Annotated in this window: 17 protein-coding genes and 1 tRNA gene; 8 read left to right on the plus strand and 10 right to left on the minus strand. The window is 63.6% G+C overall.

What is annotated here, in order from left to right; genetic code table 11:
• Nucleotides 1-69: 69 nt before the first annotated feature.
• The 8 genes from prfA to argS form a co-directional block, all read right to left on the minus strand.
• Nucleotides 70-1,149: a peptide chain release factor 1 gene (gene prfA, locus RA302_RS18955; protein WP_003941341.1), complete on the minus strand. Its 1,080-nt coding sequence runs from the start codon at nt 1,147-1,149 to the stop codon at nt 70-72.
• A gap of 146 nt (nt 1,150-1,295) precedes the next feature.
• On the minus strand, nt 1,296-1,532 hold the full coding sequence (rpmE, locus tag RA302_RS18960) for a 50S ribosomal protein L31 (RefSeq protein WP_003941310.1): 237 nt from the start codon (nt 1,530-1,532) through the stop codon (nt 1,296-1,298).
• A gap of 226 nt (nt 1,533-1,758) precedes the next feature.
• Entirely contained in the window at nt 1,759-3,897 is a 2,139-nt protein-coding gene (gene rho / locus RA302_RS18965; protein WP_064075250.1) for a transcription termination factor Rho, read from the minus strand.
• A 503-nt stretch (nt 3,898-4,400) separates the two neighbouring features.
• Nucleotides 4,401-5,345 carry a homoserine kinase gene (gene thrB, locus RA302_RS18970; RefSeq protein WP_007726194.1) on the minus strand — a complete coding sequence of 315 codons (945 nt, stop codon included), beginning with the start codon at nt 5,343-5,345 and terminating at the stop codon, nt 4,401-4,403.
• Nucleotides 5,346-5,389: 44 nt separating this feature from the next.
• Nucleotides 5,390-6,472 (minus strand): threonine synthase, encoded by a 1,083-nt coding sequence (gene thrC / locus RA302_RS18975; RefSeq protein ID WP_003941280.1) that lies wholly within the window; start codon nt 6,470-6,472, stop codon nt 5,390-5,392.
• Nucleotides 6,469-7,782, minus strand: a complete 1,314-nt coding sequence (locus RA302_RS18980) for a homoserine dehydrogenase (RefSeq protein ID WP_007726192.1) — start codon at nt 7,780-7,782, stop codon at nt 6,469-6,471. The genes thrC and RA302_RS18980 overlap by 4 nt, the downstream gene beginning before the upstream one ends.
• The gene (gene lysA / locus RA302_RS18985; protein WP_003941384.1) at nt 7,779-9,200 is read right to left on the minus strand and encodes a diaminopimelate decarboxylase; all 1,422 of its coding nucleotides are present in this window, start codon (nt 9,198-9,200) and stop codon (nt 7,779-7,781) included. The genes RA302_RS18980 and lysA overlap by 4 nt, the downstream gene beginning before the upstream one ends.
• Nucleotides 9,197-10,849, minus strand: a complete 1,653-nt coding sequence (gene argS, locus RA302_RS18990) for an arginine--tRNA ligase (RefSeq protein ID WP_003941360.1) — start codon at nt 10,847-10,849, stop codon at nt 9,197-9,199. Before argS ends, lysA begins: the two co-directional genes overlap by 4 nt.
• A gap of 216 nt (nt 10,850-11,065) precedes the next feature.
• On the opposite strand from argS, the gene RA302_RS18995 reads away from it, so the two are divergent.
• Both RA302_RS18995 and RA302_RS19000 read left to right on the plus strand, forming a co-directional pair.
• Entirely contained in the window at nt 11,066-11,893 is an 828-nt protein-coding gene (locus RA302_RS18995; RefSeq protein WP_003941378.1) for a DUF3105 domain-containing protein, read from the plus strand.
• Nucleotides 11,886-12,605 (plus strand): DUF305 domain-containing protein, encoded by a 720-nt coding sequence (locus RA302_RS19000; protein ID WP_070160374.1) that lies wholly within the window; start codon nt 11,886-11,888, stop codon nt 12,603-12,605. The genes RA302_RS18995 and RA302_RS19000 overlap by 8 nt, the downstream gene beginning before the upstream one ends.
• A gap of 55 nt (nt 12,606-12,660) precedes the next feature.
• On the opposite strand, the gene RA302_RS19005 is transcribed toward RA302_RS19000, so the two are convergent.
• Entirely contained in the window at nt 12,661-15,030 is a 2,370-nt protein-coding gene (locus RA302_RS19005; RefSeq protein WP_042445546.1) for a phosphoketolase family protein, read from the minus strand.
• A gap of 243 nt (nt 15,031-15,273) precedes the next feature.
• Between RA302_RS19005 and RA302_RS19010 the strand changes: the two genes are divergently transcribed.
• From RA302_RS19010 to RA302_RS19025, 4 genes are all read left to right on the plus strand, one after another.
• Nucleotides 15,274-15,349: transfer RNA gene (locus RA302_RS19010), tRNA-Arg, on the plus strand.
• 89 nt (nt 15,350-15,438) lie between these two features.
• Complete coding sequence (locus RA302_RS19015) at nt 15,439-16,365, plus strand: LysR substrate-binding domain-containing protein (protein ID WP_042445544.1); 927 nt, start codon at nt 15,439-15,441, stop codon at nt 16,363-16,365.
• Nucleotides 16,366-16,493: 128 nt separating this feature from the next.
• The gene (locus RA302_RS19020) at nt 16,494-17,822 is read left to right on the plus strand and encodes an MFS transporter (protein WP_007726181.1); all 1,329 of its coding nucleotides are present in this window, start codon (nt 16,494-16,496) and stop codon (nt 17,820-17,822) included.
• 2 nt (nt 17,823-17,824) lie between these two features.
• On the plus strand, nt 17,825-19,717 hold the full coding sequence (locus RA302_RS19025; RefSeq protein WP_070160385.1) for an FAD-dependent monooxygenase: 1,893 nt from the start codon (nt 17,825-17,827) through the stop codon (nt 19,715-19,717).
• Between the two features lie 73 nt (nt 19,718-19,790).
• On the opposite strand, the gene RA302_RS19030 is transcribed toward RA302_RS19025, so the two are convergent.
• Nucleotides 19,791-21,320, minus strand: coding sequence for an MFS transporter (locus tag RA302_RS19030; protein ID WP_070160376.1), 1,530 nt, complete (start codon nt 21,318-21,320; stop codon nt 19,791-19,793).
• Between the two features lie 85 nt (nt 21,321-21,405).
• On the opposite strand from RA302_RS19030, the gene RA302_RS19035 reads away from it, so the two are divergent.
• Nucleotides 21,406-21,783 carry a MarR family transcriptional regulator gene (locus RA302_RS19035; protein WP_003941367.1) on the plus strand — a complete coding sequence of 126 codons (378 nt, stop codon included), beginning with the start codon at nt 21,406-21,408 and terminating at the stop codon, nt 21,781-21,783.
• Nucleotides 21,784-22,016: 233 nt separating this feature from the next.
• On the plus strand, nt 22,017-23,168 hold the full coding sequence (locus RA302_RS19040) for a N(5)-(carboxyethyl)ornithine synthase (RefSeq protein ID WP_007726175.1): 1,152 nt from the start codon (nt 22,017-22,019) through the stop codon (nt 23,166-23,168).
• Nucleotides 23,169-23,171: the final 3 nt, after the last annotated feature.

The following is a 23,171-nucleotide window of genomic DNA, read 5'->3' on the forward strand; positions in this document are numbered from 1 at the left end:
CCTGCCACGCTCGACCGACACGCGGTTCACCGAGTTCCCGGCGGGATGGAGGTCAGTCATGGTCTGCATCTACTCGGCCGCGAGACGCGCCTCTCGGTCCGCCTTGCCCAATGCATCGAGAAGTGCGTCGAGCTCACCGTCGAGCACCGCGTCGAGGTTGTGCGACTTGAATCCGATGCGGTGATCGGTGATGCGGTTCTCGGGGAAGTTGTAGGTGCGGATGCGCTCCGAACGGTCCACCGTCCGAACCTGACTCTGGCGACCTGCCGACGCTTCAGCGTCCGCGGCTTCCTCGGCGACTACCTGCAAACGGGCTGCAAGGACCTGCATGGCGCGCGCCTTGTTCTGGAGCTGCGAACGCTCGTTCTGGCAGGTGACGACGATGCCGGTCGGAAGGTGCGTGATTCGGACAGCAGAGTCGGTCGTGTTGACGCCCTGACCGCCCTTGCCGGACGAACGGTAGACGTCGATACGCAGGTCACTTTCGTCGATCTGGACCTGCTCGACCTCTTCGGGCTCCGGGTAGACCAGAACGCCGGCAGCCGAAGTGTGAACGCGTCCCTGGGATTCGGTGACGGGCACTCGCTGGACGCGGTGAACGCCGCCCTCGAACTTCAGCCGCGCCCACACTCCGTCCGGGGTGTCCGACTTGCTCTTGATCGACAGCGTGGCTTCCTTGTATCCGCCGAGATCGGAGACCGTCGCGTCGAGAATCTCGACGCGCCAGCCATGCCGTTCCGCGTAGCGGACGTACATGCGGGCCAGGTCCGAGGCGAAGAGCGCGGATTCTTCGCCGCCCTCACCGGACTTCACTTCGAGGACGATGTCGTCGCCGTCATGCGGATCACGCGGCGCCAACTGATCGGTAAGCGTCTGCTCGAGCTGCGCGACCTCGGCTTCGAGATCGGGGATCTCGGCGGCGAAGCTGGAATCGTCGGCGGCTAGTTCGCGCGCGGCTTCCAGATCGTCCTGCGCAGCGGTGAGCTTGTTGTACGTCGACATGATCGGCGAGAGCTCGGAGAACCGCTTACCGACGCGCCTGGCAGCGGCAGGGTCGTTGTGCAGCGCCGGATCGGACATCTGTGCTTCGAGACCGGCGTGCTCCGCCAAGATGTCGTCGATGGCCGAGGGCTGGGTTGCGCCTGCCATGGTTCGCTCCGCTCTGAGTTTCGATTCCTACGGTGCGCGCTTGAAGGTATTTCGACGCCGGGACCCGGGAAACGCGCAAACCGAGTGCAGGCACAAAAAAGCCGACGCCCGATCTGCGCATGGCAGATCGGGCGTCGGCGGAACAGCTAGGACTCGGTGGCCGGGACCTTGCTGTCTGCGCGCTTGCCGTAGCGAGCCTCGAAGCGAGCGACGCGTCCACCGGTGTCGAGAATCTTCTGCTTGCCCGTGTAGAACGGGTGGCACTGCGAGCAAACCTCGACGTTGATGCGTCCGGACTCCTTGGTGCTGTGGGTCTCGAACGTGTTACCGCAACCGCAGACGACGGTGGTCGCTACGTAGGTTGGGTGGATTCCTGCCTTCATGGTGTCCCTTTCAATGGTCGCCGGGTCGACGTCGCCAATCGACATCGTGAACCGGAACCGGACTCGGCCGTTCAGTATGCCAGATGCGGTACCTCACCGGATAATCCGCGTCTCGCACGCCTCGGGGTGGCTGTACGAAGTTGTCAACGCACTGTCGCTCGGTTTTGTTCCGCCCACGCAAAAGGCCCACAACCAGCTGGTTGTGGGCCTTTCGACGTCGAATCGATCAGTCGTCGATCGCACCCGGTGCGGTCTTGGAGACCTGCATCAGGAACTCGAGGTTGTTCTTGCTCTTCTTCAGTCGATCGATCAGCAGATCGATGGCCTGATGCGAGTCCAGACCGGACAGGACGCGACGGAGCTTGTGCAGCACCGCAGCTTCGTCCGGGCTCAGGAGCAACTCGTCCTTACGCGTGCTGGACGGGTTGACGTCCACGGCCGGGAACACGCGGCGTTCGGCGATCTTGCGATCGAGCTTGAGCTCGGCGTTGCCGGTGCCCTTGAACTCTTCGAAGATCACGGTGTCGCCGGTGGATCCGGTCTCGACCATTGCGGTAGCGATGATGGTGAGCGATCCACCGTTCTCGATGTTGCGGGCAGCACCGAGGAAACGCTTCGGCGGGTAGAGCGCCGTCGAGTCGACACCACCGGAGAGGATGCGTCCCGACGCCGGCGAGGAGTTGTTGTACGCACGACCCAGACGCGTGATGGAGTCGAGCAGTACGACGACGTCCTTACCCATCTCGACCAGGCGCTTCGCACGCTCGATTGCCAGCTCGGCAACTGCGGTGTGATCTCCCGGCGGGCGGTCGAAGGTGGAGGAAATGACCTCACCCTTCACGCTGCGCTGCATGTCGGTCACTTCCTCGGGACGCTCGTCCACGAGGATGACCATCAGGTAGCACTCAGGATTGTTGGTGGCGACGGCATTCGCGATCGCCTGCAACACGCTGGTCTTACCGGCCTTGGGCGGGCTCACGATGAGGGCGCGCTGGCCCTTACCGATGGGCATCACCAGGTCGATGACACGCGTGGTGAGAATGTGCTGCTCGGTCTCGAGGCGCAGACGCTGGTTCGGGTACAGCGGCGTGAGCTTGTTGAACTCGGGGCGCTTCTTCGCGGCCTCGACGTCGCCGCCGTTGACCGTGTCGATACGGACCAGCGGGTTGAACTTCTGACGCTGGCTGCCCTGCTCACCGTCACGCGAGACGCGGACGGCACCGGTGATGGCGTCGCCACGGCGAAGGCCGTTCTTGCGGATCAGGTTCATGGAGACGTAGACGTCGTTGGGACCGGCGAGGTACCCGGACGTACGCACGAAGGCGTAATTGTCGAGGACGTCGAGGATGCCGGCGACCGGCTGAAGGACGTCGTCCTCACGAATCTCGGTCTCGCGCGAATCGTTGGGTGCACCACCCTCACCGCGATCGCGACCACGGCCACGGCGCTCGCGGAAACGGCGTCCCCGGCGTCCGCGTCCACCCTCTTCGTCGTCGTCCGGCCCGTTGTTGCGGTTGTCCGTGCGAGGACCGGCGTTGTTCTGGCCGGCGTTGTTCTGATTGCCGCGATCCTGACGGTCCTGGCGATCCTGGCGATCCTGGTTGCCCCGGTTGCCCTGGTTCTCGCGCTGGCCCTGGTTGTCCCGCTGGCCCTGGTTGTCCCGGTTTCGCTCGCGGCGGGGACGCTCGTTGCCCTGCTCGGCGGGAGCCTGATCAGCGTCGGACTTGCCCTCGGTGCGCGCAGGACGCTCGGCCGGAGCCTCGGCCTTGGCGGTCTCGGCGACCTTCGAAGTATCGGCGGCCTTCGCGGTGTCCGTGTCGGACTTCGCCGAAGGAGCTTCCTGCTCGATGCTCAGTTCACCCTGGTCGGGTGAACCTGCACGACGAGCGGCGCCGCGACGCTGACGTCCGCGACGGGGTGCGCTCTGATCGGAATCCTCGGCGGATTCGGTACGCGCAGGCGCGGCCTCGGCAGGAGCCGACTCGGCTGCCGGAGCTGTTTCGGCTGCGGGGGTTTCGGTGCGTGCAGCGCGAGTGCTCTTGGCACGAGTGCGCGCAACGGGTGCGTCGTCGAGAGTGAGTTCACTCTGTGCGGGTGCAGCCTTTGCGCTGCCGCCCTGGCGCTCCTTGATGGCTGCGATCAGGTCACCCTTGCGCATGCCGGAAGTGCCTTTGATGCCCAGTTCACCCGCAAGAGTGCGGAGTTCGGTGAGCACCATGCCGGAGAGTCCGGCACCACGGCGCGTTTCGGCACGCTTCGTGGAGGTCGCCACCGCACCGTTCGATGCTGAAGATGACGCCTGAGAATTGTCGCCTGATTCCGACCCGGCGGGTGCAGAAGTGGCGATGAGGTCCGTATCGGTCACGGAGGTCCTTTCCTTCCCTCACTCGCACTGCGCAAAGTCGAGGGTTCGTCCCGCAGTTCGATTGAATACCGAACTCGGTGGTGCCGTACGTGGTTGCTGTCCAGAACTGCCGGCTTGTCCGCCGTCACATGATTGTCGGAAACTCTCGCCTCAAACTTTTCATGCGCTCGCAAACCTGCCCAACGCGCCTTCGTCGACGATTCACTCCCCCGTGTGTTGAACCCCAGAGTGATGGAACCTCTGAGTGTTCGATCCGCGGAGGATTCAAACCTTCGGAGAAGGTACAAGCGTGAGGATCATGCCTGCGAGAATCATGCCAAGGACTGTGGACCCCGATTGGGAAGGAGTTTTGCCCCCTGGTGATGCACCGGCGACTGACGCGCACGATGTACGGACATAGCCCAGGATAGCGCCCAAACCTGAGTCCGGCAAGAATTTGGACGACTGGGTGTGTCAGTTCACTACCGATCGGTAGTGGGCGATCACCAGGACCAAGGCAGGGATCAGACCGTCGTCGTGGATACTTCGACGCCGTCGGCGATGTCCAATTCGAGGACACGTAGTCCGTCTGCCCGCGCCGCTTCCGCGAGTTCGACGGGGAAAGGTTCTGTGCTGAGCGCCAACACGGTGGGGCCGGCTCCGGAAACGGTCGCAGCAATACCCGCCTCGCGCAGGATCCCGATCCATCGCGTCGTGAGCGGAAGCGCGGGTGCGCGCTGTGCCTGATGCAGGCGATCCTCGGTGGCCGCCATCAACAGATCGGGCCGAGCAGTGAGCGCAACGACGGCGAGCGCGCTGCGGCTCGCGTTGAACGAGGCATCCTGGTGCGGAACCAATTCGGGCAGGAGCCCGCGAGTGTGTGCGGTGGACGACCGCTCCTCGGGAACCAGTGCCACAGCACGGATGTCGGGATGGACGTCGAGTTTGGCCGCGGAGTAGATCGGCTCGTCGCCTTCGACGGCCGGTGGGCAACTCCACGAGACGACTGCGCCACCGAGAACACTGGCAGACGCGTTGTCCGGGTGACCTTCGAACTCGGACGAGAGTTGAACCAACTGCTCTTCCGTCAAGCCGATCTCGGCATCGAGAGCGCGCGCCAGACCGTTGGCTGCTGCCAATCCACCGACAGCCGCGGAAGCCGAGGATCCCAACCCGCGCGAATGTGGAATCGCGTTGCGGCACAACACGTCCAGGCCACTGGCCCACACTCCGGCCGCTTCGAGACCACGCTCGATGGCGCGGACCACGAGATGCGAAGGACCCCAGGGTACGTCGGCAGCGCCTTCACCTTCGACGCGGATCTGAAGGCCTGAATCCGTTGTGGTGACTACGATTTCGTCGTACAACCCCAACGCCAGACCGAGGGTGTCGAACCCCGGCCCCAAGTTCGCACTCGAGGCCGGGACGCGAGCAGTCACCGAAAGGCCGATAGGCAGGGTTATAGTCATGTCAGACACCGGATTCCGCGGAGTGGTCGATGAATCCACGGACACTATGCAAGCTCGAGGGCAGCCGCGACGGCAACGGGATCGACACCGATCGGCTCGACGTTCGGCATACCCTTCAAAGCCGTGTCAGGATCCTTGAGACCGTTACCGGTCACCGTGCACACGACGGTCAGGCCCGGCTCGAGCCAGCCCTCTGCACGTGCGGCGAGCAGGCCGGCGACACTGGCTGCCGACGCCGGTTCGACGAAGACGCCCTCGGTGGCGGCGATCAGACGGTAAGCCTCGAGGATCTTCTCGTCGGTGGCGGCACGGAATGCACCGTTCGACTCTTCCTTCGCGGCGACAGCGCCGTTCCAGGAAGCGGGAGAACCGATTCGGATTGCGGTGGCGATGGTTTCGGGATCCTTGACGGGAGCACCGTTGACCAGCGGAGCCGCACCGGCTGCCTGGACGCCGAGCATACGGGGCTTGACCGTGGTCAGACCGTCCGCGTAGTACTCGGAGTATCCGCGCCAGTACGCGGTGATGTTACCGGCGTTTCCGACCGGGAGTGCGTGCACGTCGGGAGCCTTGCCGAGGACGTCCATGATCTCGAATGCCGCGGTCTTCTGGCCTTCGATGCGCACCGGGTTGACCGAGTTGACGAGACCGATGGTGGGGAATTCGGCCGTGGTCTTGCGTGCCAGCTCGAGGCAGTCGTCGAAGTTGCCCTGGACCTGAATGATCTTGGCGCCGTGCATGACTGCCTGCGCAAGCTTGCCCATGGCGATCTTGCCCTGCGGGATGAGCACGGCGCAGGTCATGCCGGCCTTGGCTGCATACGCAGCGGCCGAGGCGGAGGTGTTGCCGGTGGACGCGCACAGAACTGCGCGCTGGCCACGGGCCAAGGCGTCGGTGACGGCCATCGTCATGCCGCGGTCCTTGAAGGAACCGGTGGGGTTGAGGCCCTCGACCTTGAGGTAGACGTCGCAGCCGGTGATCTCGGAGAGGTGGCCGGCCGGCAGGAGCGGGGTGCCGCCTTCGCGCAGGGTGACGGTCTTCCAGTTGTCACCGATCGCGAGACGGTCCCGGTATGCCTCGATGAGACCCGGCCATGCCTTGTGGACGGGGTTGACGATGCCGGTCATTGTTCAGTGCCTTCCAGTCGCAGCACGCTGGTCACAGCGGTGACGAATTCGAGTTCGTTGAGGGCCGCCACGGTCTCGGAGAGAGCCGCGTCGGTTGCTACATGAGTGACGACCACCAGACGCGCGCCGGCGCCGGCGCCCTCCTGGCGGACGACGGAGATGCTCACGCCGTGCTTGGCGAACTCGGCGGCGACTGCGGACAGCACACCTTCCTTGTCCGCGACCTCCATGTTCACGTAGTAGCGCGTGAGGATGTCGCCCATCGGGGCGACCTTGAGCTTGGCGTACTTGGACTCGCGGGGGCCGCGGCCGCCGTGAACCTTGTTGCGCGCAGCCATCACCAGGTCACCCATCACCGCGGAAGCTGTGGGGGCGCCGCCTGCGCCCTGGCCGTAGAACATGAGCCGGCCGGCGTTCTCTGCTTCCACGACAACGGCGTTGAACGCGCCGTTGACCGAGGCCAGCGGATGGCTGAGCGGAACCAGCGCCGGGTACACGCGAGCGGAAATCCGCTCCTTGCCCTTGGGCGTGACGATTCGCTCGCAGATCGAGAGCAACTTGATCGTGCAGTCGAGTGCCTTCGCCGAAGCCAGGTCGGCGGAGGTGATCGTGGAGATTCCTTCGCGGTACACGTCCGCGGCAGTGACGCGGGTGTGGAACGCGATCGACGCGAGGATCGCTGCCTTCGCCGCGGCGTCGTAGCCTTCGACGTCCGCGGTCGGGTCGGCTTCCGCGTATCCGAGGCGTCCGGCTTCGGCCAAGGTCTCTTCGTAGTCGGCGCCGGTCTCGTCCATCGCCGAAAGGATGAAATTGGTGGTGCCGTTCACGATTCCGGCGACCTTGTTGACACGGTCTCCGGCCAACGACTGTGTGAGCGGGCGGATCACGGGGATCGCGCCGGCAACAGCGGCCTCGAAGTACAGGTCGACAGAGTTGGCCTCTGCAGCCTCCGCCAATTCACCGGTGTGGTCCGCGAGCAGCGCCTTGTTGGCGGTTACGACCGACTTACCGGAGTTGAGGGAAGAGAGAATCAGCTTGCGAGGGAGCTCGATTCCGCCGATCACCTCGACCACGATGTCGACGTCGTCACGACCGACCAGGGACTCGGCGTCCGTCGTCTGCAGTTCCTCGGGAATTCCGCGGTCCGAGCCGATACGGCGGACGGCAACCCCCCGCAGTTCCAACGGGGCGCCGACGCGAGCTTCGAGTTCCTCGGCCTGCTCACGAATGATCCGGACGACCTCGCTCCCGACGTTGCCGAGGCCGAGAACGGCCACACCGATAGCGCGATGCGCCGATTCGCTCGTCACTGCGATACCTCCAAGCTGAGCAGATCTTCCACTGTTTCCCTCCGCAGAATCACGCGTGAGACTCCGTCACGCACCGCCACCACGGCTGGGCGGGTGAGCAGGTTGTACCTGCTCGACATCGAATAGCAGTATGCACCGGTCGCTGCTACCGCTAGTAAATCACCGGGCCCGACGTCCTCGGGCATCCAGGTGTCCCGAATGACCACGTCACCGGACTCGCAGTGCTTACCGACGATACGTGCAACGACGGGATCAGCCTCGGAAGTTCGCGAAACCAACTTGGCTTCGTACTCCGCACCGTAGAGGGACGTGCGGATGTTGTCGCTCATCCCGCCGTCGACGCTGATGTAGCGGCGTGTCAGCGAGCTACCCACCGTGACGTCCTTGATGGTGCCGACCTCGTAGAGCGTCACCGTGCCAGGTCCGGCGATGGCGCGGCCGGGTTCGACGGCAAGCGTCGGCTCCGGCAATCCGGCCAGTGCGGACTCGTTGCGCACGATGTGGCCGAGCTTTGCTGCCAGTTCGTCGACGGGCGGCGGGTCGTCGGAGGGGATATACGAGATCCCCATGCCGCCGCCGAGGTCGATGATCGAAATCTGCTTGGTCTTCTCGACTCCGAACTCGGTGACGACGTCGCGGAGCAAACCGATCACGCGGTGCGCTGCCACCTCGAAACCGTCGACGTCGAAGATCTGCGAACCGATGTGGCTGTGCAGGCCGACCAGGCGCAAGTTGTCGGCAGCGAAGACGCGACGGACCGCGTCGATCGCCGCTCCCCCGGCCAGCGAGAAACCGAACTTCTGGTCCTCGTGTGCGGTGGAGATGAATTCGTGGGTATGCGCTTCGACGCCGACGGTCAGTCGGATCAACACGTCCTGAACGACACCGGCCTCACCGGCGACACGATCGAGTCGGTCGATCTCGATCGACGAGTCGAGCACGACGTGTCCGACGCCCGCGGCGACACCAGCGGCCAGTTCGGCGACTGACTTGTTGTTGCCGTGCATGGCAATTCGCTCGGCCGGGAAGTCCGCGTGCAACGCGATCGCCAGTTCGCCGCCGGAGCAGACGTCGAGCGAGAGGCCTTCGTCGGCGACCCAGCGTGCGATCTCGCCACAGAGGAATGCCTTGGATGCGTAGTGCACCTTGGCATCCGGGCCGAAGGCGCGGGCCATGTCACGGCAGCGTGAACGGAAGTCGTCCTCGTCGATGACGAACAACGGAGTGCCGTACTTCTCGGCAAGTTCACCGACCTTGACACCCGCGAGGGTCACTTCACCGTCGTCGCCACGAGAAGCGTTGCGCGGCCACACCTGCGGTGAGAGTTCGCCGAAGGCTTCGGGGCTGGTCGGACGGTCGGGCAAGCCGGGGGCCTGCAACTGCTCGGCGTGCTTGGGGCCGGCGGGGTGCGCGTTCACATTTGCTCCGGTGCGGTGACGCCGAGCAGTTCGAGACCGTTGGCCAGGACCTGTCGGGTGGCGGCGCAGAGAGCCAGACGCGCGCGGTGCACGTCGGTGGCGTCTTCGTCGCCTTGCGGAAGGATGCGGCACGCGCCGTAGAAGCGGTGGTACGCACCCGCGAGTTCTTCGAGGTAGCGGGCAATACGGTGCGGCTCACGCAGATTCGCAGCGCTCGACACGACGCGTGGGTACTCGCCGATCGTGCGGATGAGGTCACCCTCCTGCTCGACGGTGAGCAGGGCGAGGTTGCTCGCGTCGGCGGACAGACCGAGGTCTGCGGCGTTGCGAGCGATCGCCGAGAGGCGTGCGTGCGCGTACTGCACGTAGTAGACGGGGTTCTCGCTGCTGGTCTTGGTCCACAGGTCGAGGTCGATGTCGATGCTCGAGTCGACCGACGAGCGGATCATGACGTAACGCGAGGCGTCGACGCCGATTGCCTCGACCAGGTCGTCGAGGGTGATGACGGTGCCTGCACGCTTGCTCATCTTGACGGCAGTGCCGTCCTTGACGAGGTTGACCATCTGGCCGATCAGCACCTCGACGGTGTCCGGATCGTCGCCGAATGCGGCAGCGGCAGCCTTGAGACGGCCGATGTAACCGTGATGGTCGGCGCCGAGCATGTAGATACAGAGGTCGAACCCACGTGCGCGCTTGTTCTGGAAGTAGGCGATGTCACCGGCGATGTAGGCGGCGTTGCCATCGCTCTTGATGACGACGCGGTCCTTGTCGTCGCCGTAGTCGGTGCTCTTGAGCCACCACGCACCGTCTTCGTGGAAGAGGTTGCCCGAACCCTTGAGGGATTCGACGGCCTTCTCGACCGCACCGGATTCGAAGAGCGAGTTCTCGTGGAAGTAGACGTCGAAGTCGACGCCGAAGTCGTGCAGGGTCTGCTTGATGTGCGTGAACATCAATTCGACGCCGATGGCGCGGAAGGTTTCCTGCTGCTCGTCGGCAGGCAGATCCATGACGTCGGGACGCTGCTTCAGAACCGAGGCGGCGATGTCGGCGATGTATGCACCGGCGTAACCGTCTTCGGGAGCAGGTTCACCCTTCGCTGCAGCGATCAGCGAACGCGAGAAGCGGTCGATCTGGGCACCGTGATCGTTGAAGTAGTACTCACGTGTTACCAAACCACCCTGCGCGGACAGAATGCGTCCGAGCGCGTCTCCGACTGCGGCCCAACGGGTTCCACCGAGGTGAATCGGTCCGGTGGGGTTGGCGGAGACGAATTCGAGGTTGATCTTCTTGCCGGCGAGGGAGTCACCCGAGCCGTACGACGCACCGGCTTCGAGAACCGACACGACGATCGCGCCCTGGGCGTCCTTGTCCAACCGAATGTTGAGGAAGCCGGGCCCGGCGATCTCGGCGGATTCGATTCCGTCGGCAGCGGTGAGGGCTTCGGCGATCCAGCCCGCCAGCTCGCGGGGATTCGTGCCGACCTTCTTGGCTACCTGCATGGCAATGTTGGTGGCGTAATCGCCGTGCTCGGGGTTGCGTGGTCGCTCGACGGTGAGGGTTTCGGGTAGCACGGATACGTCGAGGCCACGATCGGCAAGGACGCTCGCTGCGGTTCCGCGGAGCAGTTCGGCAAGGTCAGCTGGAGTCACAGGTATTCATCCTATTGCCTGCACACCGGAAGTGGAGACTCGCCTCACGCCTCGCTCTCCGTGAACGTGCGCGGGGCCGCTGTGGCGTGTCGCACGCCACTCTCAAAGTTTGCCCTCAGACTCGGAAAGTACAGTGGTAATGCCCGAGCTACCACCGCGTACCTTCATGCGCGGGCGCGCCACACCTCAAGCCCACACACCGAAAGAGCCCAATCGATGCCAAGCGGTTCCGATAGTCGCGGTCCCAACAAGAACTCCGGGGCCAAATCAGCCAAGGCCATCAAGGCCGCCAACAAGAACAGTCGGCCGGCCAAGAAGGGCAAGGGCGGCGTCCCCGCTCCCCGCCAGATCCCCTGGCTGTCGATCGGCGCCGGTGTGGCTGTGCTCGCACTCATCGCCGTGCTCGGTATCAATCTGTGGCCCAAGGTCGAGGAGCGGCAGGCCCTCGAGCCGTACAAGTACAGCTCGGAGAACAAGGATCCGTCGGACAAGATCGACGGCGTCCTCAAGATCGAGTACCCGGCCGGCCAGCACGTCGATTCCACTCAGCGCGTGGCGTACGACCAGACCCCGCCGTTCGGTGGCCCGCACGACGCCACCTGGGCTAACTGCACCGGAACCGTGTACGCCGACCCGATTCGCACCGAGAACGCCGTCCACTCGCTCGAGCACGGCGCCATCTGGATCACGTACAACCCCGATCTCGTCGACCAGGACCAGATCGACAGTCTCGCCGGACGCGTGAACGGCAAGTCCTACATGCTGATGTCGCCGTACCCCGGTCAGAGCAGCCCCATTTCTCTGCAGTCGTGGGGCCATCGCCTCGAGATCGACAAGGCCGACGACGATCGCATCGATCAGTTCATCACTGCGCTGAACCAGAACCCGAACGTCTACCCCGAGGTCGGCGCGAGCTGCACCAACCCGCTGTTCACTCCGTCGACGTCGCCGTTCGATCCGACACCTCCGGGCGCCGACGCCATCCAGATGGACGGCACGGGCGCTACCCCGGCCACCGACGAACAGATTCCCGCCGGTGGATAGTTCGACGAGCACCGATCAGTCTTCGAAGCCGAGTCAGCGCACCGCACTGCTGATCATCGGTCTGATCGGCGCGATCGCCGTCGGTTTTGCGCTCGGCGCACTGACCAACCTCCTCGGACCCGATGCGAAGTCGTCACTGACCGTTCCGGCTTCGGATTCGGTGGACGTGGGCTTCGCGCAGGACATGAGCGTGCATCACAGCCAGGCCGTCGACATGGCGTCCATCGCCCTGACGAAGTCCACGGACAACGACGTACGCACGCTGGCGTTCGACATCTTGACCACGCAGCAGAACCAGCTCGGTCAGATGCAAGCGTGGCTGACCATGTGGGATCAGCCGCTGTCCAAGGTGGGCCCGTACATGGAGTGGATGTCGTCGGATTCGGGCTCCGGCCATGGATCGCACGGGACTTCGGCCACGATGGACATGAGTCATTCCGGGCCGGTCGACACCATGCCCGGCATGGCGTCCCCCGAGGACCTTGCGGCTCTCCGCGCAGCGGAAGGTCTGCAACTCGACACCTTGTTCCTGCAGCTGATGCTTCGTCACCACGAAGGTGGGCTTCCGATGATGGAGTACGCAGCAGCCGACGCCACCGAGGGGCCGGTGCGCAGCCTGGCGCAGACGATGGTCAACACGCAGCAGAGCGAGTCCAAGCTGATGACCGACATGTTGGCAGCTCGCGGCGCAGTGCCACTGCCCATGAACTGAGCAGAACTGAACTGAGCCGAAATTGTTCAGACCCAACTGGGCCTGGTCCTCAATTTCAGGACCAGGTCCAGTTTTCTACTTCCGGCATGTCTTCGAGGTGCTCGACGATGTAACGCGAGTGCTTTTCGAGCTGTGTGCGGCAGAACTCCGCCAACTCGGACGCCCCGGCCGGCCGACGCTTGGAGCGTCGTAGCGCCTCGATCACCAGGTGGTAGCGGCTCATCTTGTTGAGGACAACCATGTCGAACGGTGTTGTGGTTGTTCCCTGTTCACTGAATCCGCGAACGTGGAAGCGCTCGGGACTCGGACGCCCGTGAATCAGTTCGTGCACGGCACGCGAGTATCCGTGGAATGCGAACACGACGTCGGTCTGCGCGGTGAACAGATCGAGGAAGACCCGCTCCCCGAATCCGTGGGGATGCTCGGTTGGCGTCAGCAAGGCCATCAGATCGACGACGTTGACGACGCGGGTGATCAGTTCGGGTGTGTGATCGCGCAGCAACTGTGCAGCAGCCAGGATCTCCTGCGTCGGCACATCTCCCGCGGCGGCCAGGACCACGTCCGGTTCCTGTCCGCGAGCCTCGGTTCCGGCCCATTCCCAGACCGAAGCGCCCGCCGCGCAGTGCTCGTGCGCTTGCTCGAGCGTGAGGTACTGCAGGTGTGGTTGCTTGTCCACGACTATCAGGTTGACGTGGTCGGTGCTACGCAGGCAGTGATCCGAGATCGAGAGCAAGGTGTTGGAATCCGGCGGCAACCACACGCGGATCACACTGGGGGCCAGGGGAATAACGGCGTCGATCATGCCGGGGCCCTGATGACTGAATCCGTTGTGATCGTTGCGCCAGCACGTACTGGTCAGCAGCACGTTGAGCGAAGCAACAGACGCCCGCCACGGCAGGTCGACGGCATGTTGGAGCCACTTGGCGTGCTGGATGAGCATCGACACGCTCACCATCGCAAATGCTTCGTAGCTCGCGAACATCCCGTGTCGGCCCGACAGCAGATAGCCCTCGAGCCATCCCTCGCAGAGGTGCTCGCTGAGGACCTCCATGACACGACCGTCCGCGGACAGCCCGTCGTCGTAGTCGGTGATCGGCAGTTGCCAGCAGCGATCGGTTGTCTCGAATACGGCGCCGAGGCGATTGCTCGACGTCTCGTCCGGACAGAAGAGTCGGAAGATCCCGCCGCTGTCCTCGGTTTCCGTGGCGGCGTAGATGTCGCGCAGAAGCTCGCCGAGCACTCGCGTCGTCTCGTGGAAGGTCGAACCCGGGGATTGGATGGGAAGCGCGTACTTTTCGAGCGGCGGCATCGGGAGATCGACGCGAAGTCGTCCACCGTTCGCGTAGGGAGTGCTCCCCATGCGCTTGTCCCCCGTCGGCGACAGCGCCGCCAGTTCCGCGACGAGTGATCCGTTGGCGTCGAACAACTCGTCCGGACGGTACGACCGCATCCACTCTTCGAGTTGCCGCAGATGTGATTCGTTGCTTCGCACGCCGGACAACGGCACCTGGTGCGCACGATGTGTGCCCTCGACCAAGATTCCGTCGACGGTGTGTGGACCGGTCCATCCTTTCGGCGTCCGCAACACGATTGCCGGCCACGAACCCGTCCACTCCTCTCCGCGGCGTGCGGCACCCTGCATCTCGCGGATCTTCTCGTACGCCTGCGAGATCGCTTGATACAGCTGAGGAAACACCGCGTCGGGGTCGTCACCGGAGACGACGATCGGCGCCCACCCCTGTCCACCAAGATAGGCCTGGATGTCTTCGTCGCTGCTGCGTCCGTAGACCGTCGGCCCGGCGATCTTGGCACCGTTCACGTGCAGGATCGGCAGCACCGCGCCGTCGCGTCGTGGATTCAGGAACGCCGGGAGCTTCCACGAACCGGACAACGGCCCGGTCTCCGCTTCGCCGTCGCCGATCACACAGGCCACCACGAGGTTCGGATGATCGAAGGCAGCGCCGGCCGCATGGGCAAGGGCGTAGCCGAGCTCGCCGCCTTCGTGGATGCTTCCGGGTGTCTGCACACTCACATGGCTGGGCACTCCGCCGGGAGCGGAGAATCGCCGACACATCCGGTGGATGCCCTCGGCGTCGTCCGAGACTTCCGGATAGATCTCCGAGTACGTTCCCTCGAGATACGTCGACGCGACCAGCGCCGGACCGCCGTGCCCGGGACCGGTCACGTAAAGCCAGTCTGCGCCGGTGGCGACGATGTGCCGATTGAGGAGCGTGTAGATCATCGACAAGCCGGGGCTGGTCCCCCAGTGCCCGAGCAGTCGGGGCTTGATGTGCTCGGCACGCAACGGTTCCCGCAGAAGCGTGTTGTCCTTCAGATAGATCTGCGCGACGGTCAGATAGTTGGCCGCTGCCCACCACTTCAGGTCGAGCGCGAGCTGGTCTTCGGAATAGTGGTGATCGGTCATCAACGACTCCCGTACCTCACGAGGGTGCCCGAGCAGTCCGCCCGAGCCTGTGCTCAGAGCCGAGCCTAGGCGTAAAAAGCATCCGAGTCAGTCGGTGCAGATGATTCGACGACCATGGTCCCCGGCCGCATCCTCGACTACCTCCCGCGACGACGCCATGCCGAGGCGGGTGCCGGTTTGGTCTTGTCCCCCCGTGATGCGCTACGCTAACGCAGCCCAATCGGCACACCGAGTATTCGGTGCGCCCCCGTAGCTCAGGGGATAGAGCGTTCGCCTCCGGAGCGAAAGGTCGCAGGTTCGAATCCTGCCGGGGGCACCACGAAGACGCAGGTCAGCGATTGATCGTCGACCTCTTCACGGTGCCACACCAAAATATTCAGGGCAATCTACCCGACTACTGTCGATCTCATGCCTCGCATCGATCCTGCTCCCACGTACACGATGCGTCAGCTGGCCGCGTTTGTCGCGGTAGCCGAGACCGGAACGATCAGTGCCGCGGCCGAGCGCCTGCACCTCTCTCCTTCCGCCCTGTCCGCGGCGCTCACCGAACTCGAACGCGCGCTCAAAGTTCAACTGTGCGTTCGCCGTCGCTCATTCGGCATTCAACTCACCCGCACCGGTGAAGCGGTTCTGGTGCGCGCCCGGGCGCTACTTCAGCAAGCCGGGGAACTCGAATCCGATGCGCTCGGAACCGGCGGAAGCGTGTCGGGGCCCATAGCGATCGGCTGTTATCCCGCTCTGGGGCCGACGGTGTTGCCGTCGATGATCGCCGGGTTCACCCGTGAGAATCCTGACGCGCAGGTGGAGTTCCGCGAGGACACTCAGAATCGGCTCCAGACACATCTCGAGAACGGCGAGTTGGACCTCGCGATCGCTTACGACCTGGACCTGTCTCCACAATTGCGCACAGTTCCGTTGGCCATCCGCGAACCCTTGATCGTCCTGGGTGCAGAACACCCACTCGCGCGGTCCGAGCGACCGATCCATCTTCCGGACCTCGCGGAACACCCGATGGTTCTCCTCGACGCGCCGCCGAGCACCAAACACGCGCTCGACGTCTGTCGCGCAGGCGGATTCGCCCCGAAGGTTGCCTACAGAACTGCGAACTTCGAGACGGCGAGGGCATTTGTCGGCCGTGGCCTCGGCTGGACGCTGCTACTCCAGCGGCCCAAGATCGACGTCACGTACGAGGGGCTCGAGGTGGTCGTCAAGACCATCGCTTCCCCCGCAGTGCCGTCGGTGCACGTAGTTCTCGCTTGGCACCAGAACACTCGCCTCAGCCGCGTCGCACGCGCTTTCATAGAATTCGTTTCACCCTCAGAACCTGCCCAATAGTCCCGCTACCAGGCAGCGGAGCTGGTTCCACGTATTTTCCGTGCAAGAACCTCCAATTCTTTCGCTTTTCAATTGTTGTGGCGCACGTCATTGTTTCTTCAAGCCACATTCATCTCGAAAGGCACTTCATGACCTCCATCGCCTCACCGACCGCAACGCGCGCCGCCGCGACGGTCAAGGCGCGTAAGGCCGCCCTCGGCAGCTTTGTCGGCACCGCCATCGAGTGGTACGACTTCTTCATCTACGGCACCGCCGCCGCACTCGTGCTCGGCAAGCAGTTCTTCCCCGGCACGTCCGATCTGGCCGGCACCCTCGCCGCCTTCGCCACCCTCGCCGTCGGATTCGTCGCGCGTCCCATCGGCGGAATCGTGATGGGCCACTTCGGCGACCGCATCGGACGCAAATCCATGTTGGTCACCTCGTTGATGCTGATGGGCTGCGCCACCGTTGCCATCGGGCTGCTACCCAACTACGCCGCTATCGGCGTCTTTGCCCCCATACTCCTGGTGACCTTGCGATTCGTTCAGGGACTCGGTGTCGGCGGCGAGTGGGGCGGCGCAGTTCTGGTCGCCACCGAAAACGCACCGGAGGGCAGGAAGGGGCTGTACGGCAGCGCACCACAAATCGGTGTTCCCGCAGGCGTACTGGTGGCCAATCTCGTCTATCTCCCCCTCGCCGCCTTCATGGACGACGATGCATTCAACTCCTGGGGATGGCGAATCCCGTTCCTGCTCAGCGCAGTTCTGGTGGGCGTTGCGATGTGGATCCGTCTCGGCCTCGAGGAAAGTGACGAGTTCACCGCGTCGAAGTCCGAGGCACCGGCGGAGTCCATGCCGATTCTCGAGGTTCTCACCAGACACTGGAAGACTGTGCTCCTCGCCGGTGGAACCTTCATCGCCACCAACGGAATCGCGTACGCGTACATGGTTTACGTCCTCAAGTACGGCGAGACCGAACTCGGCTTCAGCAAGACCACGATGCTCTTTCTTCTCATCGCATCCTGCCCGTTCTGGATGGCGGGAATGGCTTTCAGCGCTCACAAGTCGGACACTCTCGGACGCCGGACCGTCTACATCCGCAGTTCGATCACCCTGGTAGTGGCGGCAGCGGTGTTCTTTCCGCTGATCGACACAGCGATCGTTCCGGTGATGCTCGTATCGATGATCGCCCTCGGCTTCACGCTCGGCTGCTGCGCCGGCCCACAAGCGGCACTGTTCGCCGAATTGTTTCCCGCACACATCCGCTACAGCGGAGCGTCACTCGGCTACCAGATCGGCGCAATCCTCGGCGGCGGTCTGGCCCCGATGATCGCCACCGCGCTCTACGCCGCCTTCGACACCTCGTTCGCCATCACCGCCTACTTCGTGATCATTGCCGTGATCAGCCTGGTTTCCATCCTGCTGCTCCCGGAACCTCAATTGATCCCGAAAAACACTGCCGCACAGAAAGCCTCGTGACCATGTCGACCTACTTTCATCCGAAGAAGTACGCACCCGAGGACTTCGCCTCCCTGGCGCCTTCGGCCGACGCACTTCCCGTCGTGATCGTCGGAGCCGGCCCCGTCGGCATGGGCGTAGCCATGGGCTTGGCGCAGCGCGGCATTGCCGTCACGATTCTCGAAGCGGCCGATCAGGTCTCGTTCGGCAGTCGCGCGATCTGCGTGTCACGCCACAGCCTCGAAGTTGCCGAACGCCTCGGCTTCGGTGCCGAGCTCGAAGACATCGTTCTGCCGTGGGTGGGTGGTCGGAGTTACTACCGCGATCAGGAAGTACTGCAGTTCCGCATGGCATCCGCCGAGCACGACGCGCGTGGACCCATGGTCAACGTCTCGCAATCCGAGTTCGAGCAGATCATGACCGACAAGCTGCTCGCTCACCCACTGGTGAACTTCCGCTGGTCGTCGTCGATCGCCGGCATCTCCGTCGGTGACAACGAGGTGACTCTGACCGTCGACACCGCGTTCGGAACCCGCGAACTGCGCGCGGCGTGGGTCGTTGCCGCCGATGGTGGACGCAGCAAGATGCGCGAACTCAGCGGAATCCGCTTGCAGGGCAACAGCTACGAGGGCAACTACGTCATTGCCGACATTCATTGGGAATCGGAACTCCCGGCCGAGCGTCTGGTGTGGTTCGACGCACCCAGCAACCCGGGGTCCACGATCATCATGCATCGCCAACCACGGGACATCTGGCGCATCGACTACCAGCTCGACGCCTCGGACGATCCGGAAGCGGAGATGCAAGAAGATCGCATCCGTGACCGCATCACGCGTCACCTCGAATGGCTCCAGAGCGACATCCCCTGGACCCTGGAATGGTTCGGCTTCTACCGCGCCCACGCACTCGCTCTGGAAGATTTCACTCACGGCCGTGTGCTTTTTGCCGGCGACGCCGCGCATCTCGTTCCGATCTTCGGTGTTCGCGGCCTGAACTCGGGCATGGAAGACGCCGAGACCTTGGTGTGGCAACTAGCCGCCGTCATCAACGGAGCTGCCGATTCCACCATCCTCGACGCGTATTCGAAGGAACGTCGCAGCGCGTGGCAGCAGAACGTCGACAACGCAGGCAAGTCGACGCTCATCATGTCGCCGGGAAGTCACGGCTACCGGACCACCCGCGATGCCGTACTCGAACTCGCCACCAAGCGAAGCGAATTCGCGCACCTCATCAACCCGCGCCAGTCGAGTGCGACGCACGCCCGGCTCTCCCCGCTGACGTGGCCCACAGCTGCGGGCGCCGAGGGCGTACTACCCGGCGATCCGTTGGAAGACAGGGTCGTCCAGGTCTCGGCGGACGGTTCATCTACCTCCTTGAACAGTCTGCGCGGTACTGGATTCGGCCTGCTGGCTTTCGGACTGTCAGCTGAGCTGGTATCCGAACTCGACACGCAAGCCGAAATCCTTGCTCAGGCCCTTGCACCGGAAACCGTACGCGTGATCACCGTGGGAACTACCGACTCCACGGTTCCCGATGCCGAAGGCAATCTCGCATCTGCCCTCGGCGCTCGTGTCGGCGAGATCTTCGTGATTCGGCCCGACGGATTGGTGCTGTGCCGCATCAGCGATCCCACGCAATTGAACGACGTGGCCAAACACCTCACCGCCGGCACTGCGCCGACGCACTTCGATACGGCACAGTCGGCGACAACTGCGGTGGTCGACGACGAGGGCCACCGCGAACACGTCTGGTTGGCACTGTCGAATGCACTGGATCAGGCTGATCCGTCCGACCGCGAAGCCATGTTGGTGCGCCTTGCCTTGATTCTCGGTTCGCAAGCTACGTCGACGAGCTTCGACGTAGCACTGAAAGACGCTGCTCTGAAAGACGCAGCCCTGAAATCTGCCACCCGATAGTTCAGACACAGCAACTCGGCCGCGCAGGATTGTCCCCTACGCGGCCGAGCGCATTCGCGGATGAAGCGAGTATTCAGTTGACCTCGGCCAATTCCTTTTCTTCCTCAGCGCGCATTTCACGCACGGATCTTCCCCGCTGCGACCTTCCACGTACCAGCGGCGAGACGGTGATCGCCAAGCCCACCAGCGCGACCCCGGTGACCAGGATCAGTCCGGGATGGAACTGCTCGAATCCGGCGGTACCGGCGCCGGACGCGGTGTGCGATCCAGCGGTTACGAGGGCAGTGGTCAGAGCGAGCACGAGCGCCGCACCGACCTGAGCGGAGGTGTTCACCAGCCCGGACGCCAAACCCTGCTCCGAGTCGTCGACACCCGAGGTGGCCTGGGCCATGATCGAGGTGTACCCCAGCGCGAATCCGAGTCCGAGCAGGATGACGCTCGGCAGAATCGCCACGACGTACGACGGTGAATCGCTGCCCGCGAAGAGGAACCAGAGGTACCCGACGCTGAGCGACGTCAGTGCCGCGATGATGAGCTTGGCACTGCCGTACAGGTCGACCAACCGTCCGACGAACGGCGATCCGAATGCGACGATGATGCCCGCGGGAAGCAGTGCCATCGCCATCTTCAGGGGCGACCAGCCGAGGGCCGACTGCAGGAAGATCGTCATCATGAACTGGAAGCTCAGGTAGGAACCGAAGAGCGCGATGATGGCCAGATTCGCACGAACGATAGTGCCGACGCGCAGAAGCCCAAGTCGCACAAGCGGATGCGCCACCTTCTTCTCCACGAAGAAGAACGTCGCCAGAAGCACGGCTGCGACGGCGAACGAACCCAGCGTCATCGGGTGCGCCCATCCACGGGTCGGAGCCGAAACCATCGTGTACACCGTGAGAAGCATTCCCATCACCAGGGTGACGGCGCCGACGAGATCGTGTCCCCCGGTATCTGCGGGACGGTCCCGCGGAATGAGGAAGTACCCACCGATCAGCGCGATGACGGCAAACGGAACCGGCATCAGGAACGTGAATCGCCAACCGGCACTGGTCAACAGCCCACCGAGGATCAGACCGGACGAGTAACCACTGGCGCCGAACACGGAGAACACCGACAGGGCACGGTTACGGGCCGGACCTTCCTTGAACGTCGTGGTGAGAATGGACATTGCGGTCGGAGCGGTGAAGGCCGCAGCCAATCCCTTCACGAATCGTGATGCGATCAGCAGTGTTCCGTTGTCGACAAGGCCACCGACCAGCGAGGCGATTGCGAACACGGTCAGTGCGATCAGGAAGACCTTCCTGCGCCCGAGAAGATCGGCGGTACGTCCACCGAGTAGCAACAGGCCGCCGAATCCGAGGACGTAGCCGTTGATGATCCACTGCAGCGAAGTAGTGGACAGGCCCAGTTCATTGCCGATGGACGGAAGCGCGACGCCCACCATCGACACATCGAGACCGTCGAGGAACAACACGAGGCAGAGCACCGCGAGGATGCCCCACAGCTTGAGGGACCAGCCCTCCCCTGTGGCCGGATCCGAGGATTCCGTAGAAACCGGGGCTTCCGGCGAATCGAATGGTTTGAGTGTCGAGTCTGTGCAAGTCACGTCAGCGAGAATAGATGCACATGCACATAATGCACAAGCATTTAATGCAATTGCACGTAATCGAGTCTTCAACTAGAATGCGGTCGTGACGTCGGAATCCGAATTGCGCAACACCTGGCGCTCGCTGTCGACCAGCTACAACGACATCGCGTGCGAACTCGATCGCCAGATGCAGTCGGCGCATGGGCTGAGCATGAGCGACTTCGAGGCTCTCGACCGACTCATGGACGCCACGTGCGAACGTCCACGCATGCAGGAGCTTGCCTCGGAGATGTACCTGAGTCCCAGCGCGCTCTCCCGTAGCGTGGCCCGTCTCGAGAAGGCCGGACTGGTTCAGCGAGCACTGTGCGAGGCCGACCGGCGCGGAGTCTTCGTCGACGTCACCGACAAAGGACGTCAGGTACACGCGGACGCCAGCAAAATCCAACTGGCCGTACTGGATTCACGCCTGCGCGAGCAGTAGCCACACGTCAGCGGAGCACGACACAGCGCCCGGCCACCGGGCGAGGGCCGTTCCGGACTAGACTGAGCACATACCGACGCGCCTTTCTGTTGCCGTCGGCGATCGACAGCAGCGCAGCCAGCACGCTTTCACGCGGTCCTGGCCGAGGCAATCTGCCAGCGTTCCTGCGGCTTCTACTAGTCCCTCAGGCTCCTGCCTGACATCTCTACCTGCTCCTATCGAGAGATACACAATTGAACAACGCACGCACCCTTGGAGTCATCGGACAGTCGAGCAAACCGGCAGAACGCCGGTTGCCGATCCATCCTGCGCATTTCGATCGCATCGATGCCGAACTACGTTCTCGGATCTACCTCGAAGAAGGCTACGGCCACCCCTTCGGCTACTCCGACGACTACCTCTCGCGCCTCGTTGCCGGAATCCGCACGCGCAAGCAGATTTTGGCGGAAACCGATGTGGTTCTGCTACCGAAGCCGTTGGTGCGTGACCTCGCCGAATTACGGTCAGGTCAGGTTCTCTGGGGCTGGCCGCACTGTGTCCAGGACACCGAACTGACACAGATCGCGATCGACAAGAAACTGACTCTCATCGCCTTCGAGGCCATGAACTTCTGGCACAGCGACGGATCGTTCAATCTGCATGTGTTCCACAAGAACAACGAGCTCGCCGGTTATTGCTCGGTACTGCACGCCCTGCAGTTGATCGGTTCCACCGGTGACTACGGCCGGCGTCTCACCGCTGCCGTGATCGGTTTCGGAGCCACTGCACGCGGCGCGGTCACAGCACTCAAGGCGCACGGTATCCACGAAGTGGACGTCCTCACCCAGCGTGGAGTCACCGCCGTCAGCTCTCCCATCCACTCGGCGCGCATGGTCTCGTTCGACAACAACAACGGTGACGTCCGTGGCAGCCACGTCATGCTCGACAACCACAGCGTGCCGGTGCCCGGCTTCTTGGCCGAGCACGACATCGTCGTCAACTGCGTACTGCAGAACACGGACGCCCCACTGACGTTCCTGACCGAGGAAGATCTCATGGACTTCCAACCGGGAAGCCTCATCGTCGACGTCTCGTGCGACGAAGGCATGGGGTTCAGCTGGGCTCGTCCCACCTCGTTCGCGGATCCGACCTTCATCGTCGGCGACAACATCACTTACTACGGCGTCGATCACAGCCCGTCGTACCTGTGGAACTCCGCGTCGTGGGAGATCAGCGAATCACTTCTTCCCTACCTGCCCACTGTGATGGCAGGAGAGACGGCCTGGAAGGCAGACGAGACCGTCGATCGGGCCATCGAAATCCGGGACGGCGTCATCGTGAATCCCGCCATCACACGTTTCCAGCACCGCTCGTCGGACTACCCGCACGCTGTCATCGCGGAGTAGGCG

Source organism: Rhodococcus sp. DN22, assembly GCF_036669995.1.
Taxonomy (GTDB): domain Bacteria; phylum Actinomycetota; class Actinomycetes; order Mycobacteriales; family Mycobacteriaceae; genus Rhodococcus_F; species Rhodococcus_F erythropolis.